The organism is Hymenobacter ruber (assembly GCF_054783255.1).
The window spans coordinates 766,027-781,906 of the sequence record NZ_BAAGQX010000003.1; the positions used below are offsets into that span (position 1 = coordinate 766,027).

Here is a 15,880-nt window from a genome sequence, read left to right on the forward strand (position 1 = left end):
ATGTTGGCCGGAAAAGTAGCCGTGAGGTTGCCTCAAAGTATATTTTGCCGAATGAGGCCTGTGCCATTGCACAGACACCAAAATTAGATTATGCGACGGGTATAAAATTTGGGCATCGGCGCTGCGACTACCTTTGAAACCGGGTTGCAAAAGTCCGGTTTTTGTCGTAAGAGCAGTAGCCCGCCACCGGCCCCAAACCCTACCTTTGCCCCATGGATTTTGGCCGCCTGCCCGACCTTCGCTACGTTAATTTCAGCCTGCCGCCCGACCACCCCGAAACGGCCCGGGTACTGGCCCGTGCCCGGCCTACGCAGCCCGCGTCGGCCCGCATTTATGTCGGCTGCCCCATCTGGACGAATAAGGAATGGCTTGGTACGTACTTTCCCGCCGGTATCAAGGAGCCCGACTACCTGCGCTACTACGCGCAGCAGTTCAACAGCATTGAGCTGAATACCACCCACTACCGCATCCCCGACGCCACCACCGTGCGGCGTTGGCGCGAGGCCGTGGGGCCGGATTCGGGCTTTAAGTTCTGCCCCAAGCTGCCGCGCAGTATCAGCCACGAGCGGGAATTATTTCAGGCCGATGACCTAGTGGTGACCACGGCGCGGGCCTTTGAAGGGCTGGGGGACAACCTAGGCTGGGCCTTTTTGCAGTTGCCGCCGCACTTCGGCCCCGAGCATTTGCCGCGCCTGGAGCGCTTCCTGCTCGACTTCCCCGAAACCGTGCCGCTGGCCGTGGAACTGCGCCACCCGCGCTGGTTTGCCGATAAGGTTTTGGCCGATGCGGTGTTTGCCACGCTCGAAGCCCTCAACAAAACGCTGGTGATAACCGACGTGGCCGGCCGACGCGACGTGCTGCCCCTGCGCCTGACCACGCCCACGGCCTTCATCCGCTTCAACGGCCACGGCCTGCACAGCACCGACTACCACCGCGCCGACGCCTGGGCCGAACGAATAGCAGCCTGGGTGGCGCAGGGCGTGCACGAAGTCTACTTCTTCATTCACCAGAAGGATGTGCGGCACGCGCCGGTGCTCACCCAATACTTATTGGAGAAAATCCGCACCCTGACGGGCATAGTGGTGCCGCCGCCGCACATCATTCCGCAGCCGGTGCAGGGAAATCTGTTTGGATAGTAGCGCGGACTTTGTAGTCCGCGTCCTCGCGCCGATAGCCACCGTTGAGACGCGGACTACAAAGTCCGCGCTACTGAGCAACCGGCTGCTGCAGCAGTGGCCCGAGCACCTGCCACACGTTCTCGGCCAGAATCTTCTGGCCGGCTGCGTTGGGGTGGACGCCATCGGCCAGGTTCAGCTCGCGGCGGCCCAGCACGCCTTGTAAGAGGAAGGGCACGAAGGGCAGCGAGTTTTTATCGGCCAGGGTGCGAAACAGGGCTTTGAATTCGGTGGCGTAATGGGCCAGGCGGTGGCCGCCGAGTGGGCCGAGGTCGAAGGGAAACTCCAGGCCGGCCAGCACGATTTGCGCTTCGGGATACTGCCGCCGCACGGCGTCGATGATGAACTGCAGGTTCTGGGTGGTTTCGCGCACGGGAATGCCCCGGATGCCGTCGTTGGCCCCGAGGGCCAGTACGAATACATCGATGGGGTGGCGGGCCAGCACGGCGGCCAGGCGCTGGCGTCCGCCGGCGCTGGTTTCGCCGCTCACGCCGTAGTTGTAGGCTTTATAAGGAAGCGGCTGGGCATCGAGCCGCTGCTGGAGAAGGCTGGGAAAACTGTTGGCGGCCGGCAGGCCGTGACCGGCGGTGAGGCTGTCGCCGAAGAAAATGATGTTTTTCATATAGTGCTGTTTTAACAGCACAGTAGGCTTTTTCGTGCCCAACTGGTAGGCAGCGGATTATAGATGAGAGGGTAAAAAAAGAACGTCATGCTTCGGCTACGCTCGGCATGGCGTTCTCGATAAAGGCAGTGGAAGGCTTTACTCCACCACTTCCAGCACCGTCCGGAACGAGACGTACTTGCCGGCGAAGTGTTTTTCCATGTCGGCGCGTAGGGAGGGAGCGCAGATGGCCTGGTATTCTTCCAGCTGCTCCAGGCTGAGGCAGTAGTATTGGGCGGCGTAGGTAATGCCGCCTTCTTCCTCGTTGAGCAGGCGGCAGAGCTGGCTCTTGATGAAAAAGCCGGTTTCCATCACCTCGGGTATGTGGGTGGAGCGCATGTAGTCCAGCCAATCCTCGGCGGCGCTGGGCTCGATGCTGCTGGTGACGTTGTAGAGAATCATGGGTGAATTGGTGAATGGTTGGATGGGTGGATTGCTGAATTGAATGACGAAAGCTGAGCATGAATAATCAGGCGGGACTTAGCCGGTAGTTTATCCGTTCAGCAATTCATCCATCCAACCATTCACCCATCAAAATCAGACGCGCATGGTGTCGAACTGAAAATCGGTAATACGAGCCTGAATGTCTTTTGGCGAAAGGTTGGAGGTGACGGCGGCCTGAGCCAGGGCGGGCAGCTCAGCATCGCCGGCCAGGCGCAGGCTCAGAATTTGGCTGAGGCTGAGCTGCTTCTCGAGCGGTGCGAAGCGCTGGCCGCTCACCTCAAAATAGCGCTGGCGCACTTCGAGCCGGCAGATGCGGTCCTGCAATTGCAGCGCGTAGTGCTGGCGCAGCATCACGAGCACGCCCAGGCCGATGACAGCCAGCGCGGCCACCGTTAACCACAGCCGGGCCGTCTGGTCGTCGTCGCCGGCTACTTTGGTGTAGCGCAAAATGGCGTAGCCAGCCATAATGAATGCCAGCGGCAGCAGCACGAAATGGTGCCAGGGGTAGTATTGGGTGGTGTTTTTGGTAGGCGTAGCCATGCGGGATATTGGGAAATGGAAACGAAAGTAGGGGAGGGGGCTGGCAAGCGGGCAATAAAAAACTCCGGCCGAAGCCGGAGTTTCTTGCTGAATACGACGGATTGGCCGCTTCGTTATTTCATTTCCTTGGCCCGTTTCTTTTCGGCGCGGGCCATGTCGCGGGCGTCGCGCTCCTGCTTCTTGGCTTCGGCGGCGGCGTGGCGCTGCTCTTTCAACTGGGATTTCTGGGCTTTTTCCTGGTTGCGCTGCTCGCGGAGCTGCTTTTTCAGGTCGGATTGCTGACTGGCGTTTTGCTGGAGCTGGTTTTTGCTATCTCGAACTGCTTGGTCGCTGGTGTTGCTTTGCTGCTTTTGCGCCTCGTAGGTGGCTTTGGTATCGGCGGCGCGTTGCTGCTGCTGCTCAATGGTGAGCGGGACTGGCTGTTGGGCGTCGGGGGTGCTGGGGGTTTGGGCGTGGGCCGATAAGGCCGAGGCCACGATAATGGCCAGAAGGCCGAGGAGTTTTTTCATGAAGAGGGCGACAAAGCCCGTTAGGTATAGCCTGTGTACGCCACGCCTGATGCAAGGTTTTCAGAATCAGGGGAAATCGACCGCCACGCTGAGATTGTCGAAGCCGCTCTGACACAGTAGTAATCCTAATGGTTGGATTGCGTTTTGCGGTAGAGATGCTTCGGCTGCGCTCAGCATGACGTTCTGGCCACTCAGCCTCATGTGCTGATTGTGCCTTATTCCTCCACGTAGTCGAGGTCTTTGCCATAGCTCTCGGGCAGGGTGCTTACGGCCCAGAACGCCACTAGCAGCGACACACCGCCCAACACGGCCGCGCCCGGCACGAAGCCCAGCGCCCCGCTCAGGTACTTGAAGGCGGGGACCAGGCCCACCACCGCGCCGCGCGCAAAGTTGGGCGCGGTAGTAGCCACCGTGGCCCGCAGGTTGGTGCCGAACTGCTCGGCGGCCACCGTCACGAACAAAGCCCAGAAGCCCACCGATACGCCCAGCACGAAGCATACGGCGTAGAACGTGGCCGGCGACGCGCCCTTGATTCCAAATAAATACACGGCCACCAGCGTAGCGCAAAACACCAGAAATACCTGCAGCGCCTTGTTGCGCGAGTGCCACACCTGGCTCAGCGCCCCGCTCATGAAATCGCCGAATACCAGTCCGAAGTAGCACCAGAACACCGCCAGCCCGGCCGTGACCTCGCCCGTGAGGCCCAGCGCCCGCCCAAACTCGGGGGCTAGCGTGACCAGGATGCCCACCACGAACCACAGCGGCACCCCAATCAGCAGCACGCGCAGGTACTTGCCCAGGCGGGCGGGGTGCGTAAACAAGCTCAGGAAATTGCCGCGCGATACTTCGGCCTGGGCCTGCACCTGCTGGAACATGCCCGACTCGAACACGCTCACGCGGAGCAGCAGCAGCGCCAGGCCCAGCCCGCCGCCCACAAAATAGGCGTTGCGCCAGCCCAGCTTTTCGCCCACCCAGTAGCCCAGCATGGCCCCGCTCACGCCCACGGTAGCCACTATCATGGTGCCATAGCCGCGCTTTTCTTTGGGCAGGCTTTCGCTCACAAGGGTGATGCCCGCGCCCAGCTCGCCGGCCAGGCCGATGCCGGCTATCAGGCGCAGCCAGGCGTATTGGTCGATGGTTTGGACGAAGCCGTTGGCAATGTTAGCCAGCGAATAGAGCAGGATGGAGCCGAACAGCACCGACAGCCGGCCCTTTTTATCGCCCAGAATGCCCCACAGAATGCCCCCGAGCAGCATGCCGCCCATCTGCATGTTTATCAGAAACAGGCCACGGTCGGTGACGGCAGCTTTGTCGATAATGCCCAGGTCGTTAAGGCTTTTGACCCGCACGATGCTGAACAGAATCAGGTCGTAGATGTCGACGAAATAGCCCAGCGCGGCCACAATGACGGCAGCGGTGAGGACGGGGGATTTAGTAGGGTGGGAAACTTGCATGGCGAAATGTAGCACCAACTTGTGGTGGCACAAGCCGGAAGCCGGTTCGCCAGGGCATTAGTGGGCGTGTGCTGCCGCCGGTTCGGCCGGTGCGGCCAGCTCGCAGTGGCTGTGGCAGCCGCCGGGCAGGGGGCCATCCTCCACCTGCACGGTGCTGTGGCGGATGTTAAATTCAGTTTCGAGGCCGTGGGTGAGGGTGCCCAGCCAGGCGGCATCGGCCCCGCCGGGGCGCACGAGGTGGGCCATGAGGGCAGCGTCGTGGCCGGCGCTGCTGAGGCTCCAGATGTGGAGGTCGTGGACGGATTCGACCTGGGGCTGCTTCAGTAAGTAGGCGCGCACGGCCTCAGGGTCGATGCCGTCGGGCACGGCTTGCAGGCCCAGGCGCAGGCTGTCGCGCAGCAGGCCCCACGAGCTGTAGGCAATGATACCCAAGATGATAAAGCTGATGACCGGGTCGAGCCAGGTCCAGCCGGTGAGCAGCACGAGGCCGCCGCCGGCCACTACGCCCACGCTCACCAGGGCATCGGTCATCATGTGCAGGTAGGCGCCGCGCACGTTCACGTCGCCCTTTTGGCCGCTGCGGAACAGCAGAGCGGTGATGCCGTTGACGAGGATGCCGACGCCGGCCAGCAGCATCACCCAGCGGCCATTCACCGGTTGGGGGTGGCGCAGGTGGTCGATGGTTTCCCACAAAATGAAGCCCAGCGCGGCGTAGAGCAGGGCCGTATTGAGCAGCGCGGCCTGAATGGTGGCGCCCCGGTAGCCAAAGGTGTAACGTTGCGTGGCCGGGCGGCCCGCCAGCCAGGCCGCGCCCCAGGCCAGGGCCAGGCTGAGCACGTCGCTCAGGTTGTGGCCGGCGTCGGAGAGCAAAGCGCTGGAATTGGCCCAGAAGCCGCCAATGGTTTCGGCAACCACAAAGGCCAGATTGAGGCCGATGCCGATGGCGAAGGCCGCGCTGAACGCGCCGCCGGGCGGCGGCGCGGCGTGCTGGTGGCCGGCGTGCGAATGGCCGGGGGCGCTGTGGTCGTGGTCGTGGGGCATGGGGCGCAGTGAAACCGTGGGGGCTGCGCTCTAAAACGCAGGCGGGCGGTTTTGGGTGCGCCAAGCTACGGCTGACGCGTCAGCACTTCGTCAATCAGGCCGTATTCTTTGGCTTCATTGGCGCGCAGCCAGTAGTCGCGGTCCGAATCGGCGTGGATTTGCTGGTAGGTTTTGCCGGTGCGCTCGGCGTAGATGCCGTAGAGTTCCTCACGGATTTTGATGACTTCGCGGGCCGTGATTTCGATGTCGGCCGACGGTCCCTGCACGCCGCCCGAGGGCTGGTGAATCATGACACGGGCGTGGGGCAGGGCCGAGCGTTTGCCAATGGCCCCGCCGCACAGCAGAAACGCGCCCATGCTGGCCGCCAGCCCCGTGCAGATGGTGGCCACGTCGGGCGTGACGTACTGCATGGTGTCGTACATGCCAAACCCGGCATACACCGAGCCGCCCGGCGAGTTGATGTAGAGCAAAATGTCCTTGCGGGCATCGGCCGATTCCAAAAACAGCAGCTGCGCGTTGATAATGTTGGCAATGTTATCGTCCACGGCCTGGCCCAGAAAGATGATGCGGTCCATGATGAGGCGCGAAAACACGTCGATTTCGCGGAAGTTCTGGGGCCGCTCCTCGATGACCGAGCGGGTCATATTGGTGATGTAGGGCCGGGTTTGTCCCTCGATGTGGGAGATGTACTGGTCAACGCGCAGGCCGTTGAGGCCCTGGCCGTGCACAGCAAATTTTCGGAATTCGGTTTGATTAAGCATGATGAGTATAAGGGCGGAAAAAGCATGGCGATTCCGGCCCAGCTGAAAAGCAGGGAGGAAAAGCCCGTGATGAAGGTTGGATTATCTATCCCGGCCAGAGACGGCGGAGCCAGGCAAACCGGCTCGTGTGCAGCCGTGCATGAATCTGGCGCAGCTCCTGCCGCAGCTGCTGGCGACCGGCCAGGCGCAGGCCGTGGTAGAGCTGCTGTTGCGCTTCCGCATCAGCGGCCAGCTCGCCGTCAATCAGCAGGCACACGGTCCAGTCCTCGGCCGGGAGGGCGGCAGGGCCGTTGAGGAGCTGCTGTTCAATCAGCTGCAGGCGTTCGAGTTCGGGGCGCATGGCTTAGCGGTAAAGGGCTTCGGAATGAAGGGCAGCGCGCACCGAATTCCGCAGTCGCTCCAGGCACTTGAATTTCTGCACCGTGGCCGAGCGCACCGAGCGGTAGCCGTTGGTTTCGGCAATCTGCGTGAGGGGTTGCTGGAAATAATAGAAGGCCAGCAGCACGTTGCGGCACTTCTCGCCCAGGCGCGCCACGTAGTCCAGTACGGCAAAAGCCGGCTCGGCAGCATCGTCGGCTTCTTCGGCGGCTAAGGCCGCCAGCGGTTCCGCGTCATCGGGCAAGGCCTCGTGCGGCAGGCGGGCGCGGCGGCGCTGCTCGTGGTGCCACAGATTGCGGGCGATGCCCACCAGGTAGGTGCTAGCCGAGGCAGTGAGCACGAGCGTATCGCCCACGGCCTGCTCATAAAGAACCACCAGCGCATCCTGAAACACGTCCTGCGCATCCTGGGGCGTGCCGCCGTGGCGGCCCACGTAGCGCCGCACCAGCGGGAAGGCCCGGCGGTAGAGCCGCGTCAGAGCCTGCTCACGGTCGGCGAGCAGGGCGTTGCGCAGGGCGGTGGCGGCGGGCGCGGGCATTGGGAGTGGGAGAGAAGCAGTCATCGGAGCAGGCATGTACTAATTAATCCATTTCCGGCCTAACTATCACCCGACTGAACCGAAAAAAAGCCGTTTGCTTCCCCAGACGGGAGGCAAACGGCTTTTCTGGGCCGCTTATTAAAAGATAAACATTACTTGAACGCCAGCGGCACCACCACCCGCACGCTCACGTTCCGCCCTTGGTTGAACACGCCGTAGCGCCCGTTCGAGACGTTGAAGTCGGCGTATTTCAAACGGCTCAGGTGGCTTTGGTAGCCCACGTCGAACAGGTTATTGGCAGTGATGAACAGCGAAAACAGCGTGCGGCCCTTAGCATCGGCCAAATCGGTGCCGATGCCGGCGTTGATGAGCGAGTAGCCGGGCGTGGCCGTCTCGGTGTCGAAGGCCGAGAAGTAGCGATTCTGGGCGAAGGTGTGCTCCAGCTGCACGCGGGCGTAGGGGTTGGTGATGCGCTTGCCCTGGCGGCGGAAATTGGCCCGCAGCTCCGATTGCAGCCGGTCGCCGGGGATGAAGGGCAGGTATTTCTCGGCATCGGGCACATTCAGCTGTTCGGCCCGCACCATCGAAAACGAGTTTTCGAAGTGCAGCCAGTCGAGCGGGTGGGGGTGGAAATCGAGGCTGACCTCGCCGCCCACCAGACGGGCCTGGCCCTGGTCGTACTTATAGGCCCGGGTGTCGTCGCGCAAGGAGTCGCCGCCGCTGGCCGTGAGCAGCCGCCGCGTGAAAATGTAGTTGCTGATGCTGTTCTCAAACGCATCGACGCTGAACCGGACGTGGTCCGTGACGTAGCTCACGCCCGCGTCCACCTGCAGACTGGTTTCGGGGGCGAGGTTGTCGTTGCCGATTTCGTAGCGAATCGTGCCCTCGTGCTTGCCGTTCGAGCCCAGCTCGGCGATGTTCGGAGCCCGGAAGCCACGCGAGAGGTTGGCCTTCACCGTCAGCTTTTCATTCAGATTATATGCCGCCCCCAGGCTGCCGCTGTAATTGCGGAAGGTGCTCAGGAAGCCCGGAAACTTGGTTTCGGCCGCGGGGGCGGTGCTTGGCCGCTCGTTGCTGTCGAGTAGCAGCTTATCAGCCGAAATCTGGCGCACATCATACCGCAGCCCGCCACTGATATCGAGCGCGCCCAGGGTTTTCTTGGCCACGCCAAACACGCCGCCCTCGTTCACGCGATAGGCCGGAATCAGAAATTCCTGCCCCAGGTTCTGGTTTTGCTGGTGCAGGCCGCTGGTACCCACGGTCAGGTTCCAGCCATTTTTTTCGGGCAGAAAGTAGCGCAGCGAGTAGTCCACGGTGCGCAGCTGGAAGTAAAGCGAGGTTTCGGCGGGGTCGAGCACGTTGCCGTACTCGCGGCGCAGGTTCTGCTGGTAGCTCACCTGCAAGCCGATGCGGCCCCCATTCGAGCCAAGGATAAAGCTGTTATCGGTACCAATGCGGAGGTGGTTAATCTGCTGCTGGGGCACGGCCAGGCCGTAGCCGCGCAGGTCGCCGTCGGTTACGGGCACGCTCAGGGTCGAGTCACCGCTGGGCACGTCTTTCACGAAGCGGCCGGTTTGCGGGTCGCGCGCACCTTCCGTCAGCCCCAGTCGCTGGTTGAATGTGCTGAACGTGAGGTGCGAGTAGCCCCAGCTTTTGTTCACGCCCACGTAGCCGTTGGCATCCCACTCATTGAAGCCCGAGTTGTACACCCGGCCGTCGTAGCGGTTTTGGTAGTCGCCGGCCACCTTGCGGGTGCCCCGCGCCAGCCAGTTGAAGCCGTTCAGGTTGCCCGCATTCTGGAAGGAGTAGGCTTGCAGATTATTGTTGGTCTGGTAGTTGGCCGTGGCCGTACCGGTGATGTGGCCTTCGGCAATGGGGTCGGGCGCCACGAAGTTGATAACCCCAGCCATGGCATCAGACCCGTACAACAGCGAGCCCGGCCCTTTGATAATCTCGGCCCGGTCCACGCTAAACTCGTCAATCTCAATGCCGTGCTCGTCGCCCCACTGCTGGCCTTCCTGCTTGGCCCCGTTGTTCAGGGTGATGACGCGGTTGTAGCCCAGCCCGCGCACCACGGGCTTGCTGATGGCCGCGCCGGTCGTAATCTGGCTCACGCCCGGCGTGTGCGCAATGGCATCCACCAGGTTCGAGCCGGCCGTCTGGTTCAGCCGCGTGTGGTCCACCACCGAGGTTGGGATGGGCGAGCGGCGCAGCTGCGTGGCCTGGCTCACGCCCGTCACCACCACCTGCCCAATCTCGGTGGCGGCCACCGTCAGCTTGAAATCGAGCGGCTGCCCGCTGCCCGTGTCCACGGTCTGCGTCACGGTGTTGTAGCCCAGCGAGCGCACCTGCACCGTGAAGCGCCCCCGCGGCAGGCTGCTGAAACTGAACGAGCCATCCGGCCCGGCGGCCGTGCCCTGCTTCAGGTCGTCGAAAATAATGTTGGCCCCGGGCAGGCCCTCGCCGGTGGCAGCATCGGTAATGCGGCCGGTGAGGGGGGGGGCAGTCGTGCGTGCTCGCGCCGCCACCGGCGCGGCGTTCTGAGCAAAAAGAGCCGTTGGCACCACGGCCAGGACCATCAATAAAGAAAAGCGGGGAATTAGGAATGACATAAATAAAGCCAAAGCAGCCCAGCCCGCCAACCGCACAAAAGCACGGCTGCGGGCGAGGCAGGGTATTACCAGAGAAAAAAAGGAATGCGCCGGAGGTTAGGCGCGGGCGGGCGGGCCGCGCAACGACCGCGCAAAGAGCACCTCGCCGGCCGCCGGCCGCACGGGCGGCAAAGCAAGCGCAGCCACGTAGCGCATCGCCACGCGGGGCTGGGGCGCAGCCACCGGTACCGCCGCCTGAAACGCCACGTTATAGAACTGCTCTACATCGCAGTGCTGGTGCTTGGCGCTGACGAGCGCCTTGCCCTTCTGGCGAAACGCCGGGGCTTGGGCCGGCTCCTCAGTGGTGTGGGCGTGGGGGTGCAGGGCCAGAATCCACGCCTCGGGCAGCAGCGTCCGCACGAGGCAGAGCAACAGCAGCAGGGCTAAATGGGAGCGGATGGCTTGCACAATACAAAGATGGAGGTAATGACCGGAAGTTGCTCCGTGAATAAATTTTACGCGACCTAACTATTCATAAATCCGCCGCGCTGTGTTTCTCGTAATGGTGCCGTAACTTGCTGCCCGAGCGGCCTTTTAGCGCCTTTTTCTGTGATAATTAGCAATATTCCTGACTTTTCTTTGCAATACGACGAACAGCTGAGTCTGTTGCGTATCGAATGGGCCTCAGGAGCCGACACCCGTACCCTGCGCCAAAGCGCCGAGCAGCTCCTGACCCTGGACCGGGAGTTGGGCGTCCGTCACCTGCTGCTCAACATGAACACCTTCCCCGATATCTCGGTCTATGACCAGGTGTGGCTGGGCGTGAGCTGGATGCCCGGCATCGTGAAGCTGCCGCTGGAGCGCGTGGTGCTCGTCAACCACCGCCACCGCGTGCATAATCAGCTGGCCATCGACTCGTTGCTGGCCATGTTTCGGAGCATCATCAAGTTCGATATTCAGTATTTCCCCCAGCCCGAGCCCGGGCTGCAATGGCTGACCGACTATTCGACCCGCTTGCCCGAGTTGCAAGCCGAATGGGATGCTGTGTACGGTGCCGGCCCGGTTGTGGCTGGTAGCCTCGACGTACCGCCCCGGCACCAGTCCGAACGGTTGTAATCCGTCGCCGCTGTCAATCTGACAGCCGATTATCCCTTGGAACGTCCTTTGAAAGCCACGGCAACCGTGGCTGGTGCCTCTGCGCCCGGCCATTCCGTCTGTCTTCAACCGTTTCCAACTTATATCATGCAAGAAACCGGCTCCATCTCCATCCACACCGAGAACATCTTCCCGATTATCAAGAAGTTCTTGTATTCCGACCACGAGATTTTCCTGCGGGAACTGGTCAGCAACGCCGTCGATGCCACCCAAAAGCTGAAAAGCCTGGCCCAGCTGGGCGAGTACAAAGGCGAGCTGGGCGAGCTGAAAGTGCGCGTGACCGTGGACAAGGAAGCCCGCAAAATCACGATTTCCGACCACGGCCTGGGCATGACCGGCGAGGAAATCAAGAAGTACATCAACCAGATTGCCTTCTCCGGCGCCACCGAGTTTGTGGAGCAGTACAAGGAGAAGGACGCCGCCACCAAAGACCAGATTATCGGGCAGTTCGGCCTGGGTTTCTACTCCGCGTTCATGGTAGCCAGCGAGGTCGAAATCTTCTCGCAGAACTACAAGGAAGGCACCGAAGCCGCCCACTGGACCTGCGACGGCAGCACCTCGTTCACCCTGGAAACCACCGAAAAAGCCGAGCGCGGCACCGACGTGGTGCTGCACGTAGCCGACGATTCGGACGAGTTTCTGGAGGAAGCCCGCCTGCGCGGCATCCTCACCAAGTACTGCAAGTTCCTGCCCATTCCGATTGAGTTTGAAGGCGAGCTCATCAACGACACCAACCCCATCTGGACCAAGCAGCCCTCGGAGCTGACCGACGAGGACTACAAGAAATTCTACCAGGAGCTGTATCCGATGAGCATGGACGAGCCCCTGTTCTGGATTCACCTGAATGTGGACTACCCGTTCAACCTCACGGGCATTCTATACTTCCCGAAAGTGAAGGACGAGCTGCAGTTCTCGCGCAACAAGATTCAGCTTTACTCGCGCCAGGTGTTCATCACCGACGAGGTGAAGGACGTGGTACCCGAGTTCCTGATGCTGCTGCACGGCGTGATTGACTCGCCCGATATCCCGCTCAACGTGAGCCGCAGCTTCCTGCAGGCTGATGCAGCGGTGCGCAAAATCAACACCTACATCACCAAAAAGGTGGCCGACAAGCTGAGCAGCCTCTTTAAGCAGGACCGCGCCGGCTACGAGGAGAAGTGGGGCGACATCGGCATGTTCGTGAAGTACGGCATGCTGAGCGACGAGAAGTTCTACGAGAAAGGCAAGGACTTCGTGCTGCTGAAGAACGTGGACGGCAAGCTGTTCACCATCAACGAATACACCGAACACATCCAGGCCAACCAACAGGACAAGAACGGCAACACCGTGGTGCTCTACACCAACGACGCCGAGCACCAGCACGGCTTCGTGGCCGCCGCCCAGGAGCGCGGCTACGACGTGCTGAACTTCGACCAGGTGCTCGACCCGCACTTCGTGGGCCAGCTGGAACAGAAGCTGGAAAAAACCAGCTTCAAGCGCGTCGATGCCGACACGCTGAGCAAGCTCATCGAGAAGGACGATGCCACCGAAAGCGTGCTGAGCGAGGACGACACCAAAAAGCTGGAGGAAACCTTCACCACGGCCATTGCCAACCCGGCCATGCACGTGAAAGTGGCCGCCCTCAGCCCGCAGGATGCCCCGGTGGTCATCACCCAAAACGAGTTCATGCGCCGCATGAAGGACATGCAGCGCACCGGTGGCGGAGGCGGCATGCAGATGTTCGGCGCCTTCCCCGAGTCGTACGACGTGACCGTGAACGCCAACCACCCGCTGGTGAGCAAAGTGCTGGCCGATGGCGGCTCTACCCTCGCCAAGCAGGCCTTCGACCTCGCGCTGCTGGCTCAGGGCATGCTGAAAGGCGAGGCGTTAACCGCGTTTGTGAAGCGTAGCACGGAACTGCTCTAGCAGTAGCGTGGACTTTTAGTCCGCGACCGAACGAAAAAACGCCTGAGGCTTTAAAGCTTCAGGCGTTTTTTGCTTCAAGGTGCTATTTCAATATCAGGTTCGCGGACTAAAAGTCCGCGCTACTTCACGTTCCGCGCCACCACAAACATGCGGTCGCCGAACCGGCCGGTCAGCTTGTTGAGGTAGTACGTGGGGTACTGGCCGGCCAGCTTACTCAGCTTCTCCACCACGCTGCCACCGAGGCGAATATTCTTCGGTGGCTTCACCGGGTTCAGCAATTCAACCACTTCGAAGCCCTGCTTTTTCAGCATTTTGGTGATGGTGGCGGGGGTGAATTCGAACAAGTGGTAGGGCGGAATGTCCATCTTGCGCTCCTTGCCCAGCGCGCCATAGGCGGCGAATCCCAGGCGCACGGTGGGCAGGTTGAGCGTGGCGGGCAGGGCCAGCACCAGCAGCCCGCCCGGCTCCAGAATGCGGTGGAACTTGGCCAGCGTGGCGCTGGGCGAGAGCAGGTGCTCCAGCACGTCGCCCATGTAGGCGAGGTCGAACTGATTTTCGTGGAAGTCCTCAGTGGTTTCGATGTTGCCCGTCACCACGGGCAGGTGCAGCTCGCGGCGGGCAAAGTCGGCGGCGTGCTCCGATATTTCCAGGCCGTGGGCTTCCCAGCCCAGCGCCTCCAGGCTTTTGAGGGTGTAGCCGGGGCCGCAGCCCACGTCGAGGTAGCGGAACCGGCGGCCGGGATACTTCGCCAGAATGTAGTTGGTGAACTTGTCGGGCCGAACCTGGTTTAAAGCAGCCTGCTTCTGGCCTTCTTCGATGAACACGACCTCCTGCTGCGTCCGGTCGTAGTTGGGGCGCTCGGTGAAATAGTCTTTCCCGTAGAGACGTTCCAGCTGCGCAGGCGTGGGCTGGGGGTCGAGAAACATCAGGGCGCAGCTGCGGCACTGGGTGCCTTGCAGCCGCTGGCCTTCAAATTCGTAGTAAAAGGGCAGCTTTTTAAAATCGGTGCTGCCGCACAAGTCGCAGGTACGCATGGCACAAAGGTAGGGGCGGGGTCGTACCCGTTAGGGCTTGACCCCGCCCGGGCGTTTGCACCAATTGCATCGTTAATCAACGCTTATCGTTCAACAAAGGGCGGGGGCAAGCCCCGCCCCTACATATATGCTCGACGTTCTCATCATCGGAGCCGGCCCCGTGGGCCTGGCCTGCGCCCTCGAAACCCAGCGCAAAGGCCTCAAGGTCGCCATCATCGAAAAGGGTGCGCTTGTTAATTCGCTGGTGGGCTACCCCACCAACATGGAGTTTTTCTCCACGCCCGAGCTGCTCGAAATCGGCGGCTACCCCTTTCCCACGGCGCACTACAAGCCCCTGCGCGAAGACGCCCTCGACTACTACCAACGCGTGGCCAAGGCTGAAAAGCTCGACATTCGCCTGCACGAGAAGGTACTGAAACTCGATGGTGAGCAGGGCAACTTCACCGTCACCACCAGCAAGGGCGAAATTCCGACCCGCAACGTCATCGTAGCCACCGGCTTCTACGACTTGCCCAACCCGCTCAACGTGCCCGGCGAGGATTTGCCCCACGTCAGCCATTACTACAAAGAGCCCTACCAGCACGTGATGCAGCACGTCGTGGTTATCGGGGCCAAAAACTCTTCGGCCAAAGCTGCCCTGCAAATGACCCGCGCCGGCGCCAAAGTCACGCTCATCGTGCGCGGCCCCGAAATCAGCAACTCCGTGAAATACTGGATTCGCCCCGACCTCGTCAACCGCATTGCCGAGGGCCGCATCACGGCGCATTTCAACACCACCGTCACCGCCATCACGCCCGAGGCCATCGAAGTCCTCACGCCCAATGGCCCACTCGCCATCCCCACCGATTTCGTGTACGCCCTCACCGGCTACCATCCCGACGAGGCCCTGCTCGGCCGTCTCGGCGTGCAGCCCGACCCGGCCGACGAAGCCTGCGCCCCGCTCTTCGACCCCGCCACGCACCAGACCACCCGGCCCGGCCTGTTCGTGGCCGGCACCGTGTGCGGCGGCCGCGCCACCAGCCGCTGGTTCATCGAAAACGGCCGGCACCACGCCCAGCTTATCGCAGCGTACCTGGCCAGCCACATTTAGGTCGGGCCAGCCAAAAAAAGAGAGGCCGCTTCATCGAAGCGGCCTCTCTTTTTTTGGCTGTAAGCCAACGCTGGGCCTACTGAGCCGCCATCGTCAACTCGGCCGTTTTGCCGGAACCCAGGAAATCGGGCTCCGATAGCACGAGGCTGGTGCTGGTCAGCGTGGTGATGTTGGCCTCGGTGACATCGCCGTCAGGGTCGGTCAGTTTCAGCTTGGTTTCGTTCGTGGTGAAATCCCAGCTGCCTTTGGCCGTTTGCGGGTCGCTCGACACACATCTCTGCGTTCCCTGGTCGTAGGTCGACGTTTTGTCAGTGTTGAACTTTACCAAATCGTCCTTTTCGCAAGCATCAATAAGCGGCGTGTTGTACACGCTGATGCCATCAATCTTGACGTCGGTAATTTTCCAGTTTTTAGCGGTTAGCAGGCTGGTTTTTGAGGGGGCACTTTCGCTGTCTTTTTTGCAGCTGCTCAGGGCGGATAGACCCATAACGGCAGTGAGGAGGTAAATGGAAAGGTTTTTCATGAACAAGTTTGTGAAAAGGAGAGAAATTAAAAAAAGCACCGTACTTATTTAGCAGGCAAAGCTAAACGGCTGGGGTTAGAC

Annotated in this window: 17 protein-coding genes; 4 read left to right on the forward strand and 13 right to left on the reverse strand. The window is 61.4% G+C overall.

Annotation, left to right across the window (positions count from 1 at the left end):
* The first annotated feature begins 212 nt into the window (after positions 1-212).
* Positions 213-1,136, forward strand: coding sequence for a DUF72 domain-containing protein (locus ACYVM5_RS10145; RefSeq protein WP_460618010.1), 924 nt, complete (start codon positions 213-215; stop codon positions 1,134-1,136).
* 70 nt (positions 1,137-1,206) lie between these two features.
* Here the strand turns inward: ACYVM5_RS10145 and ACYVM5_RS10150 are convergent, their stop codons facing one another.
* The 11 genes from ACYVM5_RS10150 to ACYVM5_RS10200 form a co-directional block, all read right to left on the reverse strand.
* Positions 1,207-1,797 (reverse strand): arylesterase, encoded by a 591-nt coding sequence (locus tag ACYVM5_RS10150; RefSeq protein ID WP_460618011.1) that lies wholly within the window; start codon positions 1,795-1,797, stop codon positions 1,207-1,209.
* 138 nt (positions 1,798-1,935) lie between these two features.
* A complete protein-coding gene (locus ACYVM5_RS10155) occupies positions 1,936-2,238 on the reverse strand; it encodes a DUF4286 family protein (RefSeq protein ID WP_198069606.1) in 303 nt (100 codons plus the stop codon).
* Positions 2,239-2,373: 135 nt separating this feature from the next.
* Complete coding sequence (locus ACYVM5_RS10160) at positions 2,374-2,820, reverse strand: DUF6526 family protein (RefSeq protein ID WP_460618012.1); 447 nt, start codon at positions 2,818-2,820, stop codon at positions 2,374-2,376.
* Positions 2,821-2,933: 113 nt separating this feature from the next.
* Positions 2,934-3,329, reverse strand: a complete 396-nt coding sequence (locus ACYVM5_RS10165) for a hypothetical protein (RefSeq protein WP_460618013.1) — start codon at positions 3,327-3,329, stop codon at positions 2,934-2,936.
* Positions 3,330-3,544: 215 nt separating this feature from the next.
* Positions 3,545-4,783 (reverse strand): MFS transporter, encoded by a 1,239-nt coding sequence (locus ACYVM5_RS10170; protein WP_460618014.1) that lies wholly within the window; start codon positions 4,781-4,783, stop codon positions 3,545-3,547.
* 57 nt (positions 4,784-4,840) lie between these two features.
* Positions 4,841-5,824: a cation diffusion facilitator family transporter gene (locus ACYVM5_RS10175; protein WP_460618015.1), complete on the reverse strand. Its 984-nt coding sequence runs from the start codon at positions 5,822-5,824 to the stop codon at positions 4,841-4,843.
* A gap of 65 nt (positions 5,825-5,889) precedes the next feature.
* Complete coding sequence (locus ACYVM5_RS10180) at positions 5,890-6,585, reverse strand: ClpP family protease (protein WP_460618016.1); 696 nt, start codon at positions 6,583-6,585, stop codon at positions 5,890-5,892.
* A gap of 85 nt (positions 6,586-6,670) precedes the next feature.
* Positions 6,671-6,925, reverse strand: coding sequence for a hypothetical protein (locus ACYVM5_RS10185; protein WP_460618017.1), 255 nt, complete (start codon positions 6,923-6,925; stop codon positions 6,671-6,673).
* 3 nt (positions 6,926-6,928) lie between these two features.
* Positions 6,929-7,525 carry an RNA polymerase sigma factor gene (locus ACYVM5_RS10190; protein WP_460618018.1) on the reverse strand — a complete coding sequence of 199 codons (597 nt, stop codon included), beginning with the start codon at positions 7,523-7,525 and terminating at the stop codon, positions 6,929-6,931.
* 128 nt (positions 7,526-7,653) lie between these two features.
* On the reverse strand, positions 7,654-10,080 hold the full coding sequence (locus tag ACYVM5_RS10195) for a TonB-dependent receptor (protein WP_460618019.1): 2,427 nt from the start codon (positions 10,078-10,080) through the stop codon (positions 7,654-7,656).
* A gap of 129 nt (positions 10,081-10,209) precedes the next feature.
* The gene (locus ACYVM5_RS10200) at positions 10,210-10,560 is read right to left on the reverse strand and encodes a hypothetical protein (RefSeq protein ID WP_460618020.1); all 351 of its coding nucleotides are present in this window, start codon (positions 10,558-10,560) and stop codon (positions 10,210-10,212) included.
* Positions 10,561-10,731: 171 nt separating this feature from the next.
* On the opposite strand from ACYVM5_RS10200, the gene ACYVM5_RS10205 reads away from it, so the two are divergent.
* Positions 10,732-11,208, forward strand: a complete 477-nt coding sequence (locus tag ACYVM5_RS10205) for a hypothetical protein (RefSeq protein ID WP_460618021.1) — start codon at positions 10,732-10,734, stop codon at positions 11,206-11,208.
* Positions 11,209-11,334: 126 nt separating this feature from the next.
* Positions 11,335-13,152 carry a heat shock protein Hsp90 family protein gene (gene htpG / locus ACYVM5_RS10210; protein ID WP_460618022.1) on the forward strand — a complete coding sequence of 606 codons (1,818 nt, stop codon included), beginning with the start codon at positions 11,335-11,337 and terminating at the stop codon, positions 13,150-13,152.
* Positions 13,153-13,271: 119 nt separating this feature from the next.
* On the opposite strand, the gene ACYVM5_RS10215 is transcribed toward htpG, so the two are convergent.
* On the reverse strand, positions 13,272-14,186 hold the full coding sequence (locus tag ACYVM5_RS10215; protein ID WP_460618023.1) for a class I SAM-dependent methyltransferase: 915 nt from the start codon (positions 14,184-14,186) through the stop codon (positions 13,272-13,274).
* Between the two features lie 127 nt (positions 14,187-14,313).
* On the opposite strand from ACYVM5_RS10215, the gene ACYVM5_RS10220 reads away from it, so the two are divergent.
* Positions 14,314-15,276, forward strand: coding sequence for a YpdA family putative bacillithiol disulfide reductase (locus ACYVM5_RS10220; RefSeq protein WP_460618024.1), 963 nt, complete (start codon positions 14,314-14,316; stop codon positions 15,274-15,276).
* A gap of 76 nt (positions 15,277-15,352) precedes the next feature.
* On the opposite strand, the gene ACYVM5_RS10225 is transcribed toward ACYVM5_RS10220, so the two are convergent.
* Positions 15,353-15,799, reverse strand: coding sequence for a lipocalin-like domain-containing protein (locus ACYVM5_RS10225; RefSeq protein ID WP_460618026.1), 447 nt, complete (start codon positions 15,797-15,799; stop codon positions 15,353-15,355).
* Positions 15,800-15,880 lie beyond the last annotated feature (81 nt).